This is a genomic window from Flavobacterium magnesitis (genome assembly GCF_041729735.1).
Taxonomy (GTDB): domain Bacteria; phylum Bacteroidota; class Bacteroidia; order Flavobacteriales; family Flavobacteriaceae; genus Flavobacterium; species Flavobacterium magnesitis.
The window spans coordinates 88,248-109,022 of record NZ_JBCFQK010000009.1 but is presented as its reverse complement, the minus strand read 5'-3'; the positions used below and the strand labels follow the sequence as shown (position 1 = coordinate 109,022).

The window sequence follows — 20,775 nt, the reverse complement described above, 5'->3', positions numbered from 1 at the left end:
TAAAAACTAAGATTATGGCATTATTAAGTAAAAAAGCAATGAATTTTGCGTACGGAATGGGAGCAGCAATTGTAATTGTTGGAGCTCTTTTTAAAATTACACATTTCGAAATTGGACCACTAACTGGTACATTAATGCTTTCTATTGGATTATTAACAGAGGCTTTTATTTTTGCACTTTCAGCCTTTGAACCTGTAGACAACGAATTAGATTGGACTTTAGTTTACCCAGAATTAGCTAATGGAACTCCAGCAGCTGCAAGAAAACCAAAAGCAGAATCTCCTTCTGAGGCTCAAGGATTGTTGTCTCAAAAATTAGATAATTTATTAAAAGATGCTAAAATCGATGGTGAATTGATGGCAAGTTTAGGAAATAGTATCAAAAATTTCGAATCGGCTGCTAAAGGAATTGCTCCTGCTGCTGACGGAATTGCTGCTACAAAAAAATACAGCGACGAATTGTCTATGGCTGCCGCTCAAATGGAAGCTTTAAATAGTTTGTACAAAGTGCAGTTAGAAAGTGCTTCTAGAAATGCTGAAGCTAACAAAGAAATTGCTGAAAATGCTACTAAATTAAAAGAGCAAATGCAATCTATGACTGCAAACATTACATCATTAAACAGTGTGTATGGAGGAATGCTTTCTGCTATGAATAACAAAGGATAATAATTAAGTTCGAGACTATTAAACAAAATTACTACAACTAATTATTAGAAAATATGGCAGGAGGAAAACTAACCCCTAGACAGAAGATGATTAACCTGATGTACTTGGTTTTCATCGCTATGTTGGCAATGAATGTTTCAAAAGAAGTAATATCAGGTTTTGGATTAATGAACGAAAAATTCGAGAGTTCAAATGAAAATTCAAAACTATCAAACGAGCAGATGTTAGGTGCTCTGGATGCTAAAGCAGCTGAGGCCAAAGGAGAATTTGCTACAGCATCCATAACAGCTAACAAAGTAAAAACAATAACAGATAATTTTTATAACTATATTCAATCCTTAAAAGCGCAAGCCACTACAGGTTATGAGGTAAATCCGGAAACAGGAAAACTGCCTTATGAAGAAATGGATAAAGGCGATAATATTGCAGATTGGTTTACCGGAGAAGGTTATTCTAAAAAAGGGAACGAAATTATAGCAACTATTAACCAATACAAAGCTGATATGAAAGCTACTTTGGGAGATAAAAAGTATGCTGCTATTGTTAGTGAAATTGAAAGTAAATTTGACCTTTCTGATGTTAAAAACAAAGAAGGTTTAAAAGATAAGTATTTGTCTTATCACTTTAAAGATTTCCCAGCTATAGCAACGGTTGCAAAACTTTCGACCTGGCAAAATGATATTAATAAAGCGGAATCTGATGTTTATAGTGCAGCTTTAGGAAAAGCGGCAGTTGCAGCAGCTTCTTATAATAATTATGAAGCAATCGTGGTCTTAGACAAAAATGCTTATTTTCAAGGAGAAGCAGTAACAGGTAAAGTAGTTTTAGGTCGTTATGATTCAAATACAAAACCAACAAGCGTTACTGGAGCAAAATTAGATCCTGCTACAGGACAAGCTAAAATTGCTTTAACTGCTGGAGGAGTAGGAGAACAAAATATTGCAGGTCAATTTACTTTTGTAGAAGATGGAAAAACAATTCCATTAAAATTCTCAGGTAAATATGTTGTGGTTCCAAGACCTAATTCAGCTACCATTTCTGCTGATAAAATGAATGTAGTGTATAGAGGAGTTTCAAATCCTATTTCTATTTCATTTGCAGGTATTGCTGACAATAATGTTAATGCTTCGGCTCCAGGTTTGTCCAAAGTTGGAAATGGAAAATATATGATGAACCCGCAAGGTGGAAACGAAGTTGTAATTAACGTTTCAGGAAAAATGTCTGACGGGAAAGTAGCTTCAGATAAAAAAGTATTTAGAATCAAAGGAATTCCTGGCCCAACAGGTACAATTAGAGGTGAAATGGGTGTTGTAAAAGGACCTAAATCAAACTTAGAGATTGCTACAATTGGAGCGAAGTTAGTAGACTTTGATTTTGATGTTAATCTAAATGTTGTTGGATTTAATTTAAAAGTTACGGGTCAGCCTACTGTGGTGGTTCAAGGCGATAGATTGAATGCACAATGTAAAGCGATACTTTCTAAAGCAGGAAGAGGAGATCAGGTGACTATTTCTGAAATTAAAACAAAATTAGTTGGTGCAGGTAGTTATTTATTGCCAAGAACGGCTCCAGTTATTTTTGAAATTCAATAATAAATACCTTTTACCCAGAATAGAAGTTTACATCCATTCTTATTAATGATACTATGATGAATATGAGAAATTTTTTGATAATTGCAATCTCTTTAATTGGAGGAGTAGCTTCTTATGCTCAGTCTAATTTGCTGAATGCTAAAATTCCAGAAGAAATTGGATTGAAAACTCCAGCTCAACTCATTTCAGATAATGATAAACCATTAGCGTATGGTTACGTTCATGATAGAGATGTATTGATGGGTAAAATGGTTTGGGAAATAATCGATTTAAGTGAGAAAATTAACTTTCCACTTTATTTTCCTATAGATACGGCTAATATTGGTTCTGACAGACGTTCGTTGTACGATGTGTTGACCAGAGCAATAAAAGAAGGAAGTATTACGGAGGTATATTCAGATAGTTATTTTAATACTAAAAAAACATTCAAAGATATTCAGGCTTCATTGAGTCGAATTGATACCACAGATGTGGGAAGAGAACAGGTTAATGCTGGTCAAAGTGTATCAGAAGAATATATCTTAAGATCAGATTTAACTGCTCAGGATGTTACTCAATACAAGATCAAAGGATTTTGGTACTTTGACAAACGTCAGAGTGAATTGAAATACCGTTTGCTTGCTATTTGTCCTGTTACACCTGATGTGTACACGATGAATAATGAAGAGAAAGATTATATTGAGTTGTTTTGGATTTTTTTCCCAGATGCAAGAGAGGTTCTGCATGAAGCAAAAGCATTCAATGATAAAAATTCGGCTATGCCAATTTCTTTCGACCAAATATTGAATTCAAGACGTTTTAATAGTGTAATTTACAAAGAAGAAAACGTTTATGGAGATAGAGAAATTAAAGAATACATGAAAGACAACGCTCAAAGTCAATTACTCGAAGCTGAACGTGTGAAAGAGAAAATACGTGATTTTGAATCAGACATGTGGAATTACTAATTTCAATTATAATTTTTACAAAACTCTTACCTTGATGGTAAGAGTTTTTTATTTAGAGTAGTATGATAGATTATTTAATAGTAGGATGCGGATTAGCTGGGATTTCATTTTCTGAAATTGCTTTGGCAAACCAAAAAAGTATTGTAGTTGTTGACAATAATTCTCAAAAATCATCAAAAATTGCTGGTGGGCTTTATAATCCGGTTATTTTAAAACGTTTTAGTGAAGTTTGGCAAGCCCAAGAACAATTGCTTTTAATGAATCAGTTTTATGCTGATTTAGAACGAAAACTTCAAGTAAAGGTGGATTTTAAAAAGCCTATTTTACGTAAGTTCTTTTCTATCGAAGAGCAAAACAACTGGTTTGCCGCTTCAGATAAATCCGGTTTAGCTCCGTTTTTATCTACTTCAATAATCACAAAAAAATATGCAGGAATTGATTCGCCCTATAATTATGGCGAAGTTTTACATACAGGTTATGTAGATACGGCTTCTTTATTGGAAAATTATAAAAACTATCTTTTACAAGAAAAGCTTTTGCTTCAGGAATCATTTGATTATAATGTGCTAGAAATTTTACCAGAGAGTATTCGATATAAAAATATTGAAGCCAAACATATTATTTTTGCTGAAGGTTTCGGAATGCATGCCAATCCTTATTTTAATAATTTGCCTTTGGATGGGACAAAAGGAGAACTTTTTATCATCAAAGCATCACAATTAGATTTGGATGTAATTGTAAATACCAGTGTATTTATTCTTCCGTTAGGTGATGAATTATTCAAAGTGGGTGCTACTTACAATTGGAAAGACAAAACCGATTTGCCAACCGAAGAAGGAAAACAAGAATTAATAGATCGCATTCAGGAAATTATCAATTGCGAATTTGAAATTGTCTCTCATTTTGCAGGCGTTAGGCCTACGGTAAGAGACAGAAGACCAATTGTTGGGACTCATTCCAGTAGTTCGTCAATTCATATTTTAAACGGATTAGGAACAAGAGGAGTAATGCTTGGGCCTGCTATGGCCAAAGCATTATTCGAATCGATAGAAAGTGGAATTCCTTTGCCAAAGGAAATTGATATTGATCGGTTTAAACCAAAGGATAAAAGATAATTTTATGCTTTAAAGTTAGGGTCGTAATGTACAAACATATTGATGTAAATATTCCTCGACCATCGGAGTACAAATGGAAACGTAACAATTAGAGTTGCTATTATTGCAATAAAAGCAGTTTTAAGAGAAGTATTAAAAAATAAATAAGAAACAACAAAAGCAGCAATTCCAATAGCTACATTTAGTCCATAACTCACATACATGGCACCATAAAAAAAAGAAGGTTCAATTTGATAAGTTAAGCCACAATGCGAACATTTTACATTCATTTTTAAAACATTAGCTAAATTCAGCGGATTTTTGTCCACATACATGCTCTCATTTTGGCATTTCGGACAAGTTCCTGTTAAAATACTATTTAGTTTGGATCCTTTTTTTAACATTTGCAAAAATTTTTATCAAAGGTACATTATTTGAAAAAGTACCAATGTAACATTAGTCACAAAATATGCTTAATATACACAATTTATCGGTTTCGTTTGGTGGTACTTATTTGTTTGAAGAAGTTACCTTTCGATTAGGAGCTGGAGATAGAGTTGGTCTTGTAGGGAAAAATGGCGCTGGAAAATCCACCATGCTAAAAATGTTAGCAAGAGATTTTGCTCCGGACTCTGGAGTGATTTCCCAGGAGAAAGACATTCGAATGGGATTCTTGCGTCAGGATATTGATTTTGAAAGAGGAAGAACCGTTCTTGAAGAAGCTTATGAAGCTTTTACTGAGATTAAAATTGTTGAGAAAAAACTAGAAGAAATCAATCACCAATTGGTTACCAGAACCGATTATGAAAGTGATGAGTACAGTAAAATAATCGAAGATTTATCGGATTACACCCATCGTTTTGATTTATTAGGCGGGTATAATTATGTAGGAGATACGGAGAAAATTCTTTTAGGTTTAGGTTTTAAAAGAGAGGTGTTCAACAATCAAACGGAGACTTTTTCGGGAGGATGGAGAATGCGTATCGAATTAGCCAAATTGTTATTGCAAAACAATGATGTTTTATTGCTGGATGAGCCTACCAATCACTTGGATATTGAAAGTATCATTTGGTTAGAAAGTTTCTTGCGTAATTATCCAGGAGTTGTGGTAATTGTTTCGCACGATAAAATGTTCTTGGATAATGTAACCAATAGAACTATCGAAATTTCTCTCGGAAAAGCTTACGATTTCAACAAACCGTATTCTCAGTATTTAGAATTACGTCACGAAATTCGTGAAAAACAATTGGCGACTCAAAAAAACCAGGCCAAGAAAATTGAAGAAACCGAAAAGTTAATCGAGAAATTCCGTGCGAAAGCTTCCAAAGCTTCGATGGCGCAATCCTTGATTAAAAAATTAGATAAAGTAGAACGAATTGAAGTGGATGAAGACGACAATTCGGTGATGAATATTTCGTTTCCAGTTTCAAAAGAACCAGGAAAAGTAGTTATAGAAGCGGAAGATGTAACCAAAGCCTATGGTGATAAGGTCATTCTAAAAGACATTTCGCTATTAGTAGAACGCGGAAGCAAGATTGCCTTTGTCGGGCAAAATGGACAAGGAAAATCTACTTTTATAAAAGCTTTAGTACACGAATTTGAATACGACGGAACGATCAAATTAGGACACAATGTCCAATTGGGTTATTTTGCTCAAAATCAAGCTGAATACCTTGATGGCGAAATTACCTTGTTGCAAACTATGGAAGACGCGGCTATGGATACTAATCGTTCGAAAGTGCGAGATATGTTGGGATCTTTCTTGTTTCGTGGAGATGATGTAGAGAAAAAAGTAAAAGTGCTTTCAGGAGGCGAAAGAAACCGTCTGGCGTTGTGTAAATTGCTTTTGCAGCCTATTAATGTTTTGTTGATGGATGAGCCTACAAACCACTTGGATATTAAATCTAAGAACGTTTTAAAGGCTGCTTTACAAAAATTTGGAGGAACTTTACTGTTGGTTTCTCACGATAGGGATTTCTTGCAAGGAATGTCGAATATTGTTTACGAATTCAAAGATCAAAAAATCAAGCAATATTTAGGCGATATTAATTATTTCTTAGAGCAACGCAATCTAGAGAATATGCGTGAAGTGGAGAAAAAAGATGTAGAGAAAGCCGTAGCTCCTAAAGAGAATAAAAAAGCATCCTACGAAGATCAGAAAAAAGGAAAAGCATTGCAAAATAAATTGAGCAAGGTGGAAAGCCAAATCAAACAATTGGAAAAAGACATTCAGCACGACGATAAAATGTTGGCTTCAAATTATGATAAAAACATCGAAGATGCTGCTTTTTTTAAAGCTTACAATAAAAAGAAAGCCGATTTAGACCAACTCTTATTAGATTGGGAAATCGTTCAGGAAGAGATAGATAATTTGTAGTAGAATATAAATAGGCTTGATTAATTAATCAAGCCTATTTTTTTTGAATGAGCAATGGCTTCTTTGCTTTTTTTGAAATAACAAACTGAAACCGAAAGGCTTTCCAGATTTTTAAGCGTATTAATTACCTTTTGTTTTTTATGCTTTGTGGTTTGTCTAATATAAATAGCTTGTACGGTTAACGGGAAAATTTTGCAGATAGATTCATATAAATAAGGATCTTCTTGTGAATCATCGCCTATTAAAACATATTTTAAGTTGGGGTAAAATTCTAAAATATGTTTTATTTTTTCAAATTTGTGATTGTGATCGCCTCTTCCAGTCCAGAAAAATTGAGATAAACTGGTTTTAATATCTTTCAACAACAAAACCGCTTTGGGTAATTGATGGATTTCGGTGAACTTGATGATGAATCGGTATAAATTCCACTCGCTGCTGGAAACGTAAAAAAAGATATTTAATCCTTCATTTGTTTTTCTGCCAGCATGACTTAGAGCTCGATAATGTATGGTAACATCTTCAAAAATTTTACGACGATTTACATTTCGAAACAATAAATTATATAATTTCTTTAAAGGATTTAAAGTGTAAGAAACTAAAAATGTGTCGTCAATATCTGAGATAATTCCTAGGTTATTAATTCTTGGTCGAATGTAACTTTCTCTGGCCGTAATGGTTTCGTTCTCATATTTTAAACTTACCTCATAGTCAATCCAGCCGTATTGATCTTCGCTAAGCGGAATACAAAATTTAAAATAGCCGTCAGGAAGTGTTTTGGTATGAATTATTTTGTGATTGTGTTTCAGGTAAATGTCAACATTAGTCCAGGTTTTCATGCGGTACATACCAATTATGGAACTGGCATTTTTAAAGTTTTTATCCTGAAAATCATAATCTACTTTTTTAGTAGGTTTAAAAATATGTCCCATTACGATTAATTCTTGTTCATTTGCATAACCGCGGTATAATTTTATAATAGGCTTCATTTATAGACTTTCTTTTGTATTGTATTCTAAATTAGTTATTTTTAATACAAATATGAAGTAAAATGGAAAAAAATAATGTGATGATGGTGGTAAATCCCATTTCTGGAGGGGTTGATAAGGCTAATTTGATTGGTCAGGTTTCGCATTATGCGAAATATTTAAATCTCAATTTGTATTGTTTGGAAACCACCGGCGAGAATGATTTAGAGAATATTAGAGATTATTTTACGCAATATCAGCCAGAGCGGGTAATTATTGCAGGAGGCGATGGAACTATAAAATTAGTTGTTGAAGCTTTAGAGCAACAAGATCCTCTTTTTGCCATATTACCTGTTGGTTCAGCTAATGGACTGGCAACCGATTTGGGCCTGATAAAATCACTGGAAGATAATATTGCTATTGCTTTTCAGAATCATTTTATAGCAATAGATTATATAAATATTAATAATCGAATGTGCATTCACCTGAGTGATTTAGGGCTCAATGCTGATTTGATTAAAAATTACGAAAAGAGTAGCATTCGAGGAAAATTAGGCTACGCTTTACAGGTTTTTAAAACATTATCACAGGCTGGAAAATCATTTCAAGTGAGTATAAAAAACAAAGAACAATTGATTGAAGCCAAAGCACAAATGATTGTTATTGCCAATTCTCAAAAATATGGAACGGGAGTCGTGATTAATCCAATAGGAATCATGGGCGATGGAAAATTTGAATTAATTATTTTAAGAAAGGTAACTTTTAGTGTTTTTCTTAAAATTATTATGGGAAAAATTCCAGTTTCATCAGGAGATGTTACTGTTATTTCTACAGACAAAGCTTTGATTAACATCAATAAACCCACAAGCTTTCAAATTGACGGAGAATGTTGTGCAGACGAAACTAATTTAGATATTTCAATTTCAACAAGTCAGTTGAGAATTGCAACATTGAAAACTTAGAAATATTTATTTGAAAGGATTTCGCTCTTGCCATTCTATTTTAGGTTCAAAATAGCGAAAGGTTTTTGATACCAATAAATTCAAAAAAGGATTGTTGTGTTTCATCAATCCATACATATCTATGGCTTTTGCACCTACAGAACTTTTAATTTCTAAGGCGGTTCGGGCAAAAATAATCCGGCTGTATTTTTTGTTAATCGAATAGCCTATCATATCATACAGCATGTTTAAATACAGCATTTTTTCTTTTTGACAATGTTCGTCATAACCTAAGAAATAAGTGTCTATATCAGCCCCATTTTTGATTAAGGTGTTAAAACCAATTAATTTATCATTCTCAAAATAACCGTAAAATAAAAATTTCTCTTTTAAATTCTTCTTGAAAATTTCAAAATGATTTTCGTTTAGATAAAAAGTATTAAAAGCTGCTTTTTGAGCTACATTCAAATACAAATCATGAATGCGTTCCTTATGATTTTTAATATCTTCCAGACTCATCTTCTTTTTGGTTAATTCGGCTGCTTTTTTACGCGCTCTTTTGTATTGATCCCGGTATTTTTTGTTTTTATCAGCTATGTAATCATCAAAAATTTGCCAGGAATCCTTAATGTTGAAAATCATATTCGGTTGGGTAGAAAATCGATAAAAAGAATCAAATTCTGGACTGTCAAAATATTGTATTTCTGTTTTCGAATAATCCTTGAAAATGGTAAGATGAGGTTTGTTACCTTGTTTTTTATATTCTTGTTCTAACGATTCAGTTGCTTTTTTTAATAATCCAAAAATGGTTTTGATTGGAGCTTTTTCGTCAAATAAAATACCATTTTGTCCCGTTAACATGTTGTTGCCGATGATGAGTACTTTAGAACCAAATCTTTTAAAAACAAAATTTCTGATTTTAGTCCGCAAGCAATTATCTCTTTCTCCAAACGAAGGAATCTGACTTAAGTCTAAAAACTGAGAAATGCTGATGCCAATAATATCCTGATTTTCGAATAAAGCAATGAATTTACAACTCATGTTTTTAGGAGCGGCAGTTTCTAAAATGCTTAAATAATCTCTGGAAAGAAAAATGTTTTTTGTAGCCAAAACATCCCATTGGGTAGGTAGTTCTTGTACAGAATCGTAAAATTTAAATGAAAATAAAGATTTCAAATGTTGAGGGATTAATTCTTGCGAAGGTACTATTTTAAGTTTATAAGAGGGTTTAAAGCTAGAAAATAACTAACTTTAGAAAAAAGCAAAATTATGGAAAAGTATAATGAAAAAACAGCACAGCAATTTTTAACGAAATTAGAAAATTGGACTTTCTTAAACGATGGAATTGAGAAAAAATTTGAGTTTAAAAATTTTAATCAAGCACTTGGATTTATTGTTCAGGTAGGATTATTGGCAGAAACTAAAAATCATCATCCTGAATTGTTCAATGTTTACAATAAAGTTACCATCCGATTGTCTACACATGATGCCAAAGGAGTTACCGATAAAGATTTTGACTTGGCAAAAGCCATAGAAAAATTATTTTAGAAAATGCCTCTCTGTACCAAATCAAGAGAGGCATTTTTTTATTGCCAGGCACAGATAATTCCGCCCATAATTGTGAAGCATATTATCCAGTAACCACTATTAATAAAGGTGTATTTCCAACTCTTTCTTTCAAACAAAGCATTTGTTGCCATCATTGGAAAAGCAAGAAAAAGTCCTGTCATAAAGCCGTGAAGAGCACCATGCTTGAAGGTTCTAAAAGCAGTTCCGTAATCGGTCATAAAAGCTGCGAAGGAAGGTTTGGTGTCAACTGTATTTTCTCCTCCAATCATTCCAACTGCACCCCATTGATGAATGGTTAAAAATTGCAGAATCATACTGATTAGAAAGGCAAAAAAGACTACCATGATAAAAATTAAGGGCATATTTGCTCCTTTCATTTTTTCTTCGGTTAATCCCGATTCTTTCATCCAGATTGTTCCAAATACTTTTGGGTTGTACCAAATAAATCCGATAACTAAAGTTGATAAAGCTGCTGCAAATAGCGCTAAGAAGTTAATTTCCATGTGGTGGTTGTTTTGATTCGTTATTCAAATATATAAAAATAAACTTTAACTAATTTTTAGATAAAAAGTAAGATTACTTCTCTTTAAAAATGTTTATGCATGTGTTTTGTCGATTTTTTTAGTGTTTAATCTATATTTTGTACTATATTTATTCCTACAAAGTAAAAGTTCACGTTATGAAAAAAATCTCTACTTTATTTTTAATGGTTTTGACCTCATTTTCAATGATGGCTAATGTAGGACTTTCGGATAAAGAAATCCTTGTGAAACTCTATGAAGCTACTAATGGTAGTCAATGGAAAGTACAATGGGATTTGACAAAACCTATTGCTTCATGGACCGGTGTTAAAGTGGTAAATGACAAAGTAATTGCTTTAGATTTACAAGATAATAATTTGGCTGGTTCCATTCCGGCTGAGCTAGGCGATTTACAAAATTTACAAGAATTAAATCTTCATAAAAATCATCTTTCTGGAAGCATACCTGCTAGTTTAGGTAATTTGAAAGAATTAAAAGTTTTAGACTTGTCTTTTAATAGTTTATCAGCTGCTATTCCAGCTTCGTTATGCAATTTGAGCAATTTGAAAAGTTTAGAATTGTATATGAATCAACTTTCAGGTGAGTTGCCTGCTGATTTAGGGAATTTACAAAATTTAGAAACTTTAGCTGTTTTTAATAACGAAATTGAAGGTTCAATTCCTGCTTCTTTCTATGAAATGAAAGCGTTAAAAACAGTATTATTAAATAGTAATAAACTAAGTGGTACTTTAAGCCCAGATGTTGCTAATTTAACTCAATTGGCAAATCTTAGTTTATTCGAAAATAATTTTCAAGGGCAAGTGCCTTTGTCTATAGAAAAATTAGATAATTTAAAAGAAATGAATATTTCTTATAATAAATTCAATGGTTTGGTTTCTAGGAAATTGGCTATGTTGGATACGCTAAACATGACTATGGTTAACGATAGTGGTGTGGCTTATTTGATGAATGTAGCCATTGAAGTGGATAAAAGACCAATTGTATCTGAAGAATAATAATTTTTTTGGTTAGAAAATTATTTTTTATTTATTAAGTTAGTTTTATAATAAGTTTAGTGTTTGGAAAACCTGTGAAAAATTACATTCACAGGTTTTTTTTGGTTTTATACACCACTAAAAGCACTAAAACCACCGTCAACAGCAAGTACAATTCCAGTAATAAATTGAGAAGCATCACTACATAGAAAATGAATAGCTCCAGCTAATTCATCGGCTTCTCCAAAACGTTTCATAGGTGTGTTATTAATGATGCTATTTCCTCTTTGAGTATAAGAGCCATCTTCATTTGTTAGTAATTTTCTGTTTTGGTTTCCAATAAAAAAACCAGGTGCAATGGCATTTACACGAATGCGATCACTAAATTTTGTTGCCATTTCTACTGCCATCCATCTCGTGAAATTTTCCATCGCAGCCTTAGATGCCGAATAACCGACTACGCGGGTCACCGCTCTATCAACTGTCATGGAAGAGAAATTAATGATAACTCCTTCTTTTTGTTTAGCCATAAGTTCTCCAAAAACGATCGAAGGAAGTACAGTACCGTTTAAGTTTAAATCGGTTACGGTTTGAAAAGCATCCATTGATAAGTCAAAGATAGTTTGGTCTTCGGATATTGTAGCTCCAGGCATATTTCCACCAGCGGCATTCAATAAGATATCAATTCGACCATATTGTGCTATGATTTTTTCTCGGGCTGTTTCTAATGATTTTTTGTCCAGAATATTTGCTGCAATTCCCAATGCTTCATACCCTTTTTCTTTTAAGTTTGTAATGCTATTATCAATGGTTTCCTTGTTTCTTCCCAGAATAACAATTTTAGCTCCTGAAGCGGCCAAATGTTCTGAGATTGAACTTCCTAATACTCCAGTTCCTCCGGTAATTACAGCAACCTTATTTGTGATGTTAAATAGATTCATTTTTTAAATTTGATTTTGTTATTTATTTTAAAAGCTGTGCGAATTAATTAAAATTCACACAGCTTTCGTAAAAAACTAAATTGTGTATTGTTTTAAAATTTCCACCTTACAAAGGCTTCCATTGCGGCGTAATTGGATAAACCTAACTGATCGTATAATTCAGCGGTTTCTTTATTTCTGTCTTCGGCTCTTTGCCAGAATTCTCGGGAATCAGTGCCTTGAAATACGACACCATCTTTTTGCGATTGATGTTTGAAAATTCCTTGTCTTTTAGCCAGCACCTGATCAGGGCTCATTGGGACAGCCATTTCTATTTCGTCAATTCCCCATTCCTGCCAGGCACCGCGATAAAGCCACAACCAACAATCGTTCATGAAATCTTTTGATTTAAGGTTTTTTACAGCCTCAAAAATAGCATCCAAACATACTTTATGAGTTCCGTGCGGATCGGCTAAATCACCTGCAGCAAATATCTGATGTGGTTTTATTTTTTCGATAAGATCCATTGTTAGTTGGATATCGGCTGGTCCTAAAGGCTTTTTTTCGATAGTTCCTGTTTCGTAAAAAGGCAAATCCATAAAATGAATTTGGTCATCAGTTAAACCTACAAAATGACTTGTAGCACGTGCTTCTCCTTTTCGAATAAGACCTTTTAAATGTCTTACCTCGGGAGTATCTTTTTGACTTGTTTTTTTGTTATTTAAAAATTCATGCGCTTTATTGTAAATCGAATTGGCTTCAGGACTATCAATTCCAAATTTTTCATTGTAATCACATACAAAACGAGCAAAACGCTCTGCTTCGCTATCAGCTACAGCAATATTTCCTGATGTTTGATAGGCTACATGAACTTCATGACCTTGTTCCTGCAAGCGCATAAAAGTACCTCCCATACTAATAATATCATCGTCTGGATGTGGACTAAAAATCAGCACTCTTTTTCTAGCTGGCTCTGCACGTTCTGGTCTATTACTATCATCGGCATTGGGTTTTCCTCCAGGCCAACCTGTGATAGTATGCTGTAATTTGTTAAAAATATTGATATTGATGTTGTAAGCTGGGCCTAAATCGGCTAATAAATCACTCATTCCGTTTTCGATATAATCAGCATCGGTGAGTCTAAGAATTGGTTTTTTTAAGTCGAGTGCCATTCTTAAAACCGCTTTTCGAGTCAATTTGTCTGTCCAAACAATTTTTTCAACCAGCCAAGGTGTATTGATTCGGGTTAGTTTCGATGCGGCTTCTTGGTCTAAAACAAAAACGGCATTATTGTGTTCTTGCAAAAATGAAGCTGGAATCAAATTGGTCACAGTGCCTTCAACGGAAGATTTAACAATGTTTGATTTACCTTCGCCCCAAGCCATAAGGATTACTTGTTTGGCTTCCATTATCTTTTTTACTCCAAGTGTAATCGCTGTTCTGGGAGTATTGGTTAAACCTGAAAAGTCTTTACTTGCTGCAACTCTGGTAATATGATCTAAAGCGACTAGTCTAGTTTTTGAATTTTGTAACGAACCCGATTCATTGAAACCAATGTGTCCATTTCCTCCAATTCCGAGAATTTGTAAATCAATTCCACCTAGCGCTTCTATTTTTTCTTCATAGTTGGCGCAATATTCCTGAATTTTTTCTTTAGATAAAGTACCGTCAGGGATGTTGTAATTTTCAGGTAAAATATCCACTTGATCCAATAATAATTCTTTCATAAAACGCACGTAACTATTGATGGAATCCGGTTCCATTGGATAATATTCGTCCAAATTGAAAGTAATCACATTTTTGAAACTAAGACCTTCTTCTTTGTGCATTCTTACCAATTCGGCATACAAACCTTTTGGTGAAGATCCAGTTGCAAGTCCAAGAACGCAAGATTCATTTTGCTCTTGTTTCGATTTAATTAATGCTGCAATTTCTTGTGCAACGGCTATAGAGGCTGTTTTTGAATTTTCGAAAACTACTGTATTGATGTTTTCAAATCTTTTTTCAAATCCAGTAGCTTTGTCGATACTGCTTTTTATCATTGTATTGTTTTTTCGGGTTTTGAAAATTTAATAAATGCTTTATTAAGATAATAGGATGTAAATTAATACGGTCAAGAAAACTAAAATGCTTCCCGCAAGATTTATTCCTGACCATGATTTTTCATAGTTGTTTGCCAAATTTTCTTCGTATTCCGTGTTTGTTTTTGAATTCGAATATATTTTTGAAACGATAAACATAATGATGAAGTTTAGCACAAATTCAATTCCCCATAAATGAACGAAATGAATGTTAATTTTAAATACAAATGAGGTTAAGATATAAAAAACAAAACCGAAAAATAATCCCGCTTTTGCACCCGCAGCGTTAATTTGTTTAAAAAATAAACCTGCTACTAAAATAGAAGAGATGGGAATGAAGAAAATTCCGTTTAACTCTTGTAAAAGAAAGTATAATCCTGAAGGAGCATAAGCTACTAATGGTGCTACAGAAATGGATAATACCGCTAGAATTACCGATGAAATTTTACCATAATACACTAGCTTTTTGTCGGATACGTTTTTATTGAAGCTTTTTTTATAAATATCCATGCAAAAAATGGTACTTGCAGAGTTCAATACACTATTGAAAGTACTTAAAACAGCTCCTAAAATTACTGCTGCAAATAAACCATACAGATAGGTAGGAAGCACTTTTTTCACTAATAAAGGATAAATTAAATCGGGCTTGCCGTAATGTTCCTCTTGGAAATAATAATAACCAATTAATCCTGGAAGCACAATGATTAATGGCATTAATAGTTTGAATACCCCTGTATAAATTAAACCTTTTTGAGCTTCGACTAAATTTTTGGCACCAAAAACCCTTTGGATAATGGTTTGATTCATTCCCCAAAAATAGATTTGGTTAATCATTAGTCCAGTAAAAAGTGTAGAAAAAGGCAAAACGGAATCTTCGCTTCCGATAATATCAAACTTTTTTGGTGCAAAATTATAAATGGTACTTACGCCATCAAAAATATTTCCTTTTCCAATTTGGTACAACGCAATGGCGGGAACTAATAAACCTCCCAGCATTAATCCGATTCCGTTAAGGGTATCAGAGAAAGCTACTGCTTTTAGTCCTCCAAAAATAGCATATAAGGATCCGATGACTCCAATAACAAGCACAGTATAAACTAAAGATTGGTCTTTAGAAATAGAAAACAGGGTCGAGAAATCAAAAATACTTTCGATATTTATAGCTCCCGAATATAATACAATGGGTAATAAGGTAACTACAAATGAACTCATTAATAAAAAAGCAACGATGGAGCGTATTTGTGAATCAAATCGTTTTTCTAGAAACTCGGGAATAGTGGTGAGTTTCATTTTCATAAACCGCGGAATAATAAAAATTGCGGCTATAACTAAGGCTATTGCCGAGGTGACTTCCCAGGCAATAACGATAATTCCATTTTTATAGGAGCTACCATTCATTCCTATTAAATGTTCGGTAGAGATATTAGTGAGAATCATCGATCCAGCAATGATAGGTGCGGTTAAACTTTTCCCAGCTAAAAAATAGCCATTTGAAGTGTCAAGGTTATCTTTTCGGAGTTTGTAACTGGTATAAAAAATAACTAGGAGCGTGAATCCAAAAAAGCCTAAATAGGTATATAACATTTCAAAAGGATATTAAGTTATAGAATGTTTTTTTAGAATTTCAATGTAGCAGGCAGGTATTTAGCCACTAACTCTTCATAATAAGGTCTTAACGCTTTTGAATCTGGTTTAACTGGTGCTTTGGTATATAAATCGTAAGGATTGAATTTTTTTACCCATTCAAATAGTTCAATGTCTTTTTCGGTCATCAAATGCGTATAAGCATTTTCTCTGTGTTGAGAATAAAAAGAATGGTAACGAATCATGTACAAAGCCGGTTCAGGCAAATAGTCTTTCATGATTTGGTATAAATATTCGTCATGTCCCCAACTCATTTTTACTTTATCTAATCCGCAATTTGGAGAATAAACCCCGTATTTAGTATTGTACTTTTCGTTAGTACTATCTGGGTTTGCAGTAAAAAACTCAGGATAAACAATTTTATCTGAAAATTTACAGCCTACTGGAAATGTATCTCCTACAACCGCCCATTGTGGTTCGCCAAAAAGACACAGTACTTTTCCAATATCATGTAAAAATCCTGTAAGCACAAACCAATCTGGATGGCCGTCTGCACGAATGGCTTCGGAAGTTTGAAGTAAATGTTGAAATTGATCTAAATCAATATCTGGATCACTATCATCAACTAAAGTATTTAGGAAATCTACAGCTTCCCAAAGCGACATTTCTTTTCTGTCAAATTTTAAGAATTCTTTTTCCTTTTCGCACACAAAATCATAGGTTTGATAAGTGTGATTAATTCTATAAAACTCTCTTACGGTTTCTACTCTTTCAGAATCTACATAATTGCGGAATTCTTCTTTTTCTTTTGTATCGGCAGCAGGATCTGGGTAGCGTTCGATTAGGTTTTCTTCCCAATCGTCAATTTGGTGCATTGGATTATTGAATTTGTCGGAGTTATTAATGTTTTCCATTTGTGTTGAATTTGATAAATGAATTTGAATTAGTTGATAAGCTACAGCTGTTGTGCTTATTGAGTATTTCAAAATTACATACATATTGTTTTTGTAAAATGGATAAATGCTTCAAAAACATGGATAAATTTTTCATAGTGCTAATTTTTTACAGAATAAATTACATTATATGTATTTGAGAAAGAGTTTTGTTTTTTAGTTTTTAATTCGAAAACTCCTATTGATGTGTTGGTATTAATGAGAAGAGGTCTATAGTTGTCTATATTATAGTTAATTAAGTTGGTTGATTTGATTAATTGAATTATTGATTAATTGTTTTCATTCTTTTAATGTTAAAAAACAATTAAATGTTGGTTTGAGTAACGGTAAAGGATACTATATGTTAATGAAAATGATAAATGGCAGTAAATCAAGGTTTTTATTGGTTATAATTTAAAAAAAGGTAGTAGTAAAAATGCAAAATGTATTTTTTGAGTACTTTTTTTATGGTTTTTTGATTGGATTTTATATGTTTTTGACGAATTTATCCATTCCCAAGCGGTACTTAACTGTTAATTTTACCATAATATTATTAACTAATACTAATTAAAAATGAAAAAAACCAAATTCAAATTATTGACGTTATTTTTCTTAATAGCGTTTTCAATTAATTCGTGGGCGCAAAAAACGCAAGTGTCTGGTAAGGTGGTAGACGACCAAAATATGCCTTTACCTGGAGCAAATGTTTTGGAAAGCGGAACGAAAAATGGTGTTGTTACAGATTTAGATGGGAAATTCAAAATGGAAGTTTCTAATCCGAATGCTGGCATAGTGGTTTCTTATGTTGGATTTGCAGACCAAAGTCTTAAATTAAGTGGGTCAAAAACTGACTTGACAATTAAATTAGCCTCAGGAGCTAATGATTTAGAGCAAGTCGTAGTTGTAGGTTACGGTAAAGGTTCTAGAAAAAATTTAACCACATCTGTTACTTCTATTAAAGCAGATGAGATGAATAGAGGAGCGCTCAGTGATGTAGGACAGTTATTGCAAGGTAAGGTTGCTGGTTTGAATATTTCATCTAGTGGGGATCCAACAAGAACAGCTTCAGTAGTAATGCGTGGTGTTTCTACTTTAAATAGTTCTCAAGGTCCATTTTATGTGGTAGATGGAATTCCAGGTGTTGATATTTCTATGATCTCACCAGATGATATTGCAACTATTGATGTACTTAAAGATGCTGCAGCAACTGCAATTTATGGTAATCGAGCTGCAAATGGAGTTATTATGGTAACTACTAAAAAAGGAAGTAAAGAAAGAACTCAAATTTCATACAACAGTTATTTTGGTGTTGAAAATGTTTCAAACCAATTAGATATGATGAATGCTACTCAACTAAGAGCTTTCACTACTAAAAATAATTTGAATTTTACTCCTGAAAATGATAAAGGGGCAGATACAAATTGGCAAAAAGAAATTTTAAGATCAGGAGCCCTTTCTAGCAGCCACAACTTAGCCATTAGTGGTGGAGGTGAAAAAAGTAGTTATTCAGCTAGTTTGACTTCTATTAAAAGAGAAGGTATTCTTAAGAAAAGTGATTTTGGACGTGTAATTGCCCGTTTATCTGTTGAGCAATATGCTTTTGATGATAAGGTTAAATTTGGTTTGAATGTTACTAATTCTACTAGTAAATATGAAAATGTGCCGCAACGTAATTCGGTACTTATGCAATCAATCAATCACCTTCCTATTTCTCCAGTTAGAAATGAAGATGGTACTTTTTTTGAAAATTTTACTAGTACTGGATATTTTAACCCAGTAGCTTTGATAGAGCATGGTACAGATGAAACAAAAACAAATAACCTTATAGGTAATTTTACTGCGGAAGTTAAACTTCCATTTGGATTTACGTATAACTTAAATGTTGCGCATCAAAAGTTAAGTACTTCTCATGGAGAATTTTATGATAGCTATTATTCACAATATAATAGTGCTAATTTCTATAATAACCCAGATCCACCTCTAACAAAATCCTTAGTTAATTTTGGTGTAAATGGTTCTGCATTAAGAAATTACTATGAAAATACAAATAATATCATAGAGAGTTTTTTAAATTGGGATAAAGATTTAGGTAATCATAAAATTAAAGCAGTTTTAGGTTATTCATGGCAAGAAAACATATTAGGAGATGGTTTTCAGGCTACTACCACTAATTTTCCTGTAGATAATGTTGGGTATAACAACTTAGCTTTAAGTAATTACACTTCTGTAAATGGTTATGTAGTAAATTTTGGGGATAGCAAAGCATATCAAAAAACACGTTTGATTTCGCAATTTGCTCGTTTCAATTACAATTATAATGATAAATACCTTCTACAAGGTACGGTTAGAAGAGATGGAGGTTCTGTTTTTGGAGTAAATAATAGATGGGGTTATTTTCCTTCTGTGGGTGGTGCTTGGAGAATTGATAAAGAAAACTTTATGCAAAACCAAAGCATTTTCAGTGATTTGAAACTTCGTGCTAGTTATGGAGTTACGGGTAACTCTTCAGGGTTCAATGCTTATACAGCTCAGTTTATTTCAGGAAGCGATGGAACTTTTTATTACAATGGTCAACAAATTGGTTCTTACGGACCTACTCAAGCAGCTAATCCTGATTTAAAATGGGAAAAAACAGCAACAACAAACCTTGGTCTTGATATGTCATTGTTGAATGGAGTAATAACTGCTTCTGTTGATGTGTATGATAAGAAAACTACAGACATGATTTTTAACTATCAGGTAAATCCAGTGCTTGTTCCTGTAGGATCAATTGTGGCAAATGGAGGTATCATGTCTAATAAAGGTATCGAAATTGCTTTAGGTGCTACACCTGTTAAGACGGCTAATTTTAGTTGGTCAACTAATTTAAATTTAGCGAGTAATAAAAATAAAATAGTAAAATTAACGAACCCTTTCTTTATTGGAGGAGATTCTATCCGAAGAGTTCAACCTGATGGTGGTGGACAAACAGGTGCTACTTTACAAATTTTAAAAGAAGGTAAACCACTTGGACAATTTTTCACATTGGATTATGCTGGAAAGAATGCTGATGGAGTTTCCCAATATTATGATAAAGACGGGAATTTAACTACAACTCCATTAAACGGTGTAGATTATCACTATAAAGGAAATGCACAACCAAAAGTATTGATGGGGTGGTCAAATACTTTTCAGTATAAGAATTTTGATTTGAATGTTTTCTTTAGAGGAGTATTTGGTAATAAAATTTTCAATGCAACTCGTGCGGATTTATTTAGACCCTCTACAGCTATGACTACAAATATTTTAGTTGATGTAGAAAACGAATCGCCAAACGATTTGAACTCATACCGTTATTCTTCTCGCTTTATAGAAGATGGTAGTTATATCAGATTAGATAATGCAACTCTTGGGTATAATTTTAAAAACATAAACAAGTTTGTTAAAAGTTTACGTATGTACACTACAGTAAATAATCTATTTGTAATTACAAAATATAGCGGAATTGATCCTGAGGTAGAACAAGGAGGTACTGCACCAGGTGTAGATTCAAATAACTTTTATCCTAAAACCAGATCATTCTTATTAGGTTTTAACGTGGTATTCTAAAGAA

At 33.0% G+C, this 20,775-nt stretch carries 17 protein-coding genes; 9 read left to right on the top strand and 8 right to left on the bottom strand.

Features of this window, described 5'->3' with window-relative positions; translation table 11 throughout:
• Positions 1-14 precede the first annotated feature (14 nt).
• The 4 genes from porL to AAGV33_RS08140 all read left to right on the top strand — a co-directional run bounded on the left by porL (position 15) and on the right by AAGV33_RS08140 (position 4,319).
• Positions 15-665 (top strand): type IX secretion system motor protein PorL/GldL, encoded by a 651-nt coding sequence (gene porL, locus AAGV33_RS08155; RefSeq protein ID WP_373391475.1) that lies wholly within the window; start codon positions 15-17, stop codon positions 663-665.
• A gap of 53 nt (positions 666-718) precedes the next feature.
• Positions 719-2,257, top strand: a complete 1,539-nt coding sequence (gene porM, locus AAGV33_RS08150) for a type IX secretion system motor protein PorM/GldM (RefSeq protein WP_373391474.1) — start codon at positions 719-721, stop codon at positions 2,255-2,257.
• A 56-nt stretch (positions 2,258-2,313) separates the two neighbouring features.
• A complete protein-coding gene (porN, locus tag AAGV33_RS08145) occupies positions 2,314-3,204 on the top strand; it encodes a type IX secretion system ring subunit PorN/GldN (protein ID WP_373391492.1) in 891 nt (296 codons plus the stop codon).
• A gap of 62 nt (positions 3,205-3,266) precedes the next feature.
• Positions 3,267-4,319, top strand: coding sequence for an NAD(P)/FAD-dependent oxidoreductase (locus AAGV33_RS08140; protein ID WP_373391473.1), 1,053 nt, complete (start codon positions 3,267-3,269; stop codon positions 4,317-4,319).
• Between the two features lie 2 nt (positions 4,320-4,321).
• Here the strand turns inward: AAGV33_RS08140 and AAGV33_RS08135 are convergent, their stop codons facing one another.
• On the bottom strand, positions 4,322-4,702 hold the full coding sequence (locus tag AAGV33_RS08135) for a DUF983 domain-containing protein (RefSeq protein ID WP_373391472.1): 381 nt from the start codon (positions 4,700-4,702) through the stop codon (positions 4,322-4,324).
• Positions 4,703-4,767: 65 nt separating this feature from the next.
• On the opposite strand from AAGV33_RS08135, the gene abc-f reads away from it, so the two are divergent.
• Positions 4,768-6,675, top strand: a complete 1,908-nt coding sequence (gene abc-f / locus AAGV33_RS08130; RefSeq protein ID WP_373391471.1) for a ribosomal protection-like ABC-F family protein — start codon at positions 4,768-4,770, stop codon at positions 6,673-6,675.
• Positions 6,676-6,695: 20 nt separating this feature from the next.
• On the opposite strand, the gene AAGV33_RS08125 is transcribed toward abc-f, so the two are convergent.
• Positions 6,696-7,661, bottom strand: coding sequence for an App1 family protein (locus AAGV33_RS08125; RefSeq protein ID WP_373391470.1), 966 nt, complete (start codon positions 7,659-7,661; stop codon positions 6,696-6,698).
• Positions 7,662-7,723: 62 nt separating this feature from the next.
• Here AAGV33_RS08125 and AAGV33_RS08120 point away from each other — a divergent pair, with 62 nt between their 5' ends.
• A complete protein-coding gene (locus AAGV33_RS08120; RefSeq protein ID WP_373391469.1) occupies positions 7,724-8,602 on the top strand; it encodes a diacylglycerol/lipid kinase family protein in 879 nt (292 codons plus the stop codon).
• Between the two features lie 6 nt (positions 8,603-8,608).
• Here AAGV33_RS08120 and AAGV33_RS08115 read toward each other — a convergent pair whose 3' ends face one another.
• Positions 8,609-9,757, bottom strand: coding sequence for an 8-amino-7-oxononanoate synthase (locus AAGV33_RS08115; RefSeq protein ID WP_373391468.1), 1,149 nt, complete (start codon positions 9,755-9,757; stop codon positions 8,609-8,611).
• A gap of 93 nt (positions 9,758-9,850) precedes the next feature.
• Between AAGV33_RS08115 and AAGV33_RS08110 the strand changes: the two genes are divergently transcribed.
• Positions 9,851-10,129 (top strand): 4a-hydroxytetrahydrobiopterin dehydratase, encoded by a 279-nt coding sequence (locus AAGV33_RS08110; protein WP_373391467.1) that lies wholly within the window; start codon positions 9,851-9,853, stop codon positions 10,127-10,129.
• 38 nt (positions 10,130-10,167) lie between these two features.
• On the opposite strand, the gene AAGV33_RS08105 is transcribed toward AAGV33_RS08110, so the two are convergent.
• Positions 10,168-10,653 (bottom strand): DUF1761 domain-containing protein, encoded by a 486-nt coding sequence (locus tag AAGV33_RS08105; protein WP_373391466.1) that lies wholly within the window; start codon positions 10,651-10,653, stop codon positions 10,168-10,170.
• Between the two features lie 176 nt (positions 10,654-10,829).
• Here AAGV33_RS08105 and AAGV33_RS08100 point away from each other — a divergent pair, with 176 nt between their 5' ends.
• Positions 10,830-11,687: a leucine-rich repeat domain-containing protein gene (locus tag AAGV33_RS08100; RefSeq protein WP_373391465.1), complete on the top strand. Its 858-nt coding sequence runs from the start codon at positions 10,830-10,832 to the stop codon at positions 11,685-11,687.
• A gap of 107 nt (positions 11,688-11,794) precedes the next feature.
• Here AAGV33_RS08100 and AAGV33_RS08095 read toward each other — a convergent pair whose 3' ends face one another.
• The 4 genes from AAGV33_RS08095 to AAGV33_RS08080 form a co-directional block, all read right to left on the bottom strand.
• Positions 11,795-12,607: an SDR family oxidoreductase gene (locus AAGV33_RS08095; protein ID WP_373391464.1), complete on the bottom strand. Its 813-nt coding sequence runs from the start codon at positions 12,605-12,607 to the stop codon at positions 11,795-11,797.
• Between the two features lie 92 nt (positions 12,608-12,699).
• The gene (gene nagB, locus AAGV33_RS08090) at positions 12,700-14,628 is read right to left on the bottom strand and encodes a glucosamine-6-phosphate deaminase (protein WP_373391463.1); all 1,929 of its coding nucleotides are present in this window, start codon (positions 14,626-14,628) and stop codon (positions 12,700-12,702) included.
• Positions 14,629-14,670: 42 nt separating this feature from the next.
• Entirely contained in the window at positions 14,671-16,251 is a 1,581-nt protein-coding gene (locus AAGV33_RS08085; protein ID WP_373391462.1) for a solute:sodium symporter family transporter, read from the bottom strand.
• Between the two features lie 32 nt (positions 16,252-16,283).
• Positions 16,284-17,165, bottom strand: a complete 882-nt coding sequence (locus AAGV33_RS08080) for an inositol oxygenase family protein (protein ID WP_373391461.1) — start codon at positions 17,163-17,165, stop codon at positions 16,284-16,286.
• 591 nt (positions 17,166-17,756) lie between these two features.
• Between AAGV33_RS08080 and AAGV33_RS08075 the strand changes: the two genes are divergently transcribed.
• Entirely contained in the window at positions 17,757-20,771 is a 3,015-nt protein-coding gene (locus AAGV33_RS08075; protein ID WP_373391460.1) for a SusC/RagA family TonB-linked outer membrane protein, read from the top strand.
• Positions 20,772-20,775: the final 4 nt, after the last annotated feature.

Bases quoted from the DNA above. Each gene is read 5' to 3' on its own strand.
- AAGV33_RS08085 (WP_373391462.1), bottom strand. From the start codon at position 16,251: ATGTTATATACCTATTTAGGCTTTTTTGGATTCACGCTCCTAGTTATT.
- AAGV33_RS08120 (WP_373391469.1), top strand. From the start codon at position 7,724: ATGGAAAAAAATAATGTGATGATGGTGGTAAATCCCATTTCTGGAGGG.
- AAGV33_RS08095 (WP_373391464.1), bottom strand. From the start codon at position 12,607: ATGAATCTATTTAACATCACAAATAAGGTTGCTGTAATTACCGGAGGA.
- porL (WP_373391475.1), top strand. From the start codon at position 15: ATGGCATTATTAAGTAAAAAAGCAATGAATTTTGCGTACGGAATGGGA.
- AAGV33_RS08135 (WP_373391472.1), bottom strand. From the start codon at position 4,702: ATGTTAAAAAAAGGATCCAAACTAAATAGTATTTTAACAGGAACTTGT.
- AAGV33_RS08080 (WP_373391461.1), bottom strand. From the start codon at position 17,165: ATGGAAAACATTAATAACTCCGACAAATTCAATAATCCAATGCACCAA.
- AAGV33_RS08125 (WP_373391470.1), bottom strand. From the start codon at position 7,661: ATGAAGCCTATTATAAAATTATACCGCGGTTATGCAAATGAACAAGAA.
- AAGV33_RS08075 (WP_373391460.1), top strand. From the start codon at position 17,757: ATGAAAAAAACCAAATTCAAATTATTGACGTTATTTTTCTTAATAGCG.
- AAGV33_RS08105 (WP_373391466.1), bottom strand. From the start codon at position 10,653: ATGGAAATTAACTTCTTAGCGCTATTTGCAGCAGCTTTATCAACTTTA.
- AAGV33_RS08100 (WP_373391465.1), top strand. From the start codon at position 10,830: ATGAAAAAAATCTCTACTTTATTTTTAATGGTTTTGACCTCATTTTCA.
- porN (WP_373391492.1), top strand. From the start codon at position 2,314: ATGAATATGAGAAATTTTTTGATAATTGCAATCTCTTTAATTGGAGGA.
- porM (WP_373391474.1), top strand. From the start codon at position 719: ATGGCAGGAGGAAAACTAACCCCTAGACAGAAGATGATTAACCTGATG.
- nagB (WP_373391463.1), bottom strand. From the start codon at position 14,628: ATGATAAAAAGCAGTATCGACAAAGCTACTGGATTTGAAAAAAGATTT.
- AAGV33_RS08110 (WP_373391467.1), top strand. From the start codon at position 9,851: ATGGAAAAGTATAATGAAAAAACAGCACAGCAATTTTTAACGAAATTA.
- AAGV33_RS08140 (WP_373391473.1), top strand. From the start codon at position 3,267: ATGATAGATTATTTAATAGTAGGATGCGGATTAGCTGGGATTTCATTT.
- abc-f (WP_373391471.1), top strand. From the start codon at position 4,768: ATGCTTAATATACACAATTTATCGGTTTCGTTTGGTGGTACTTATTTG.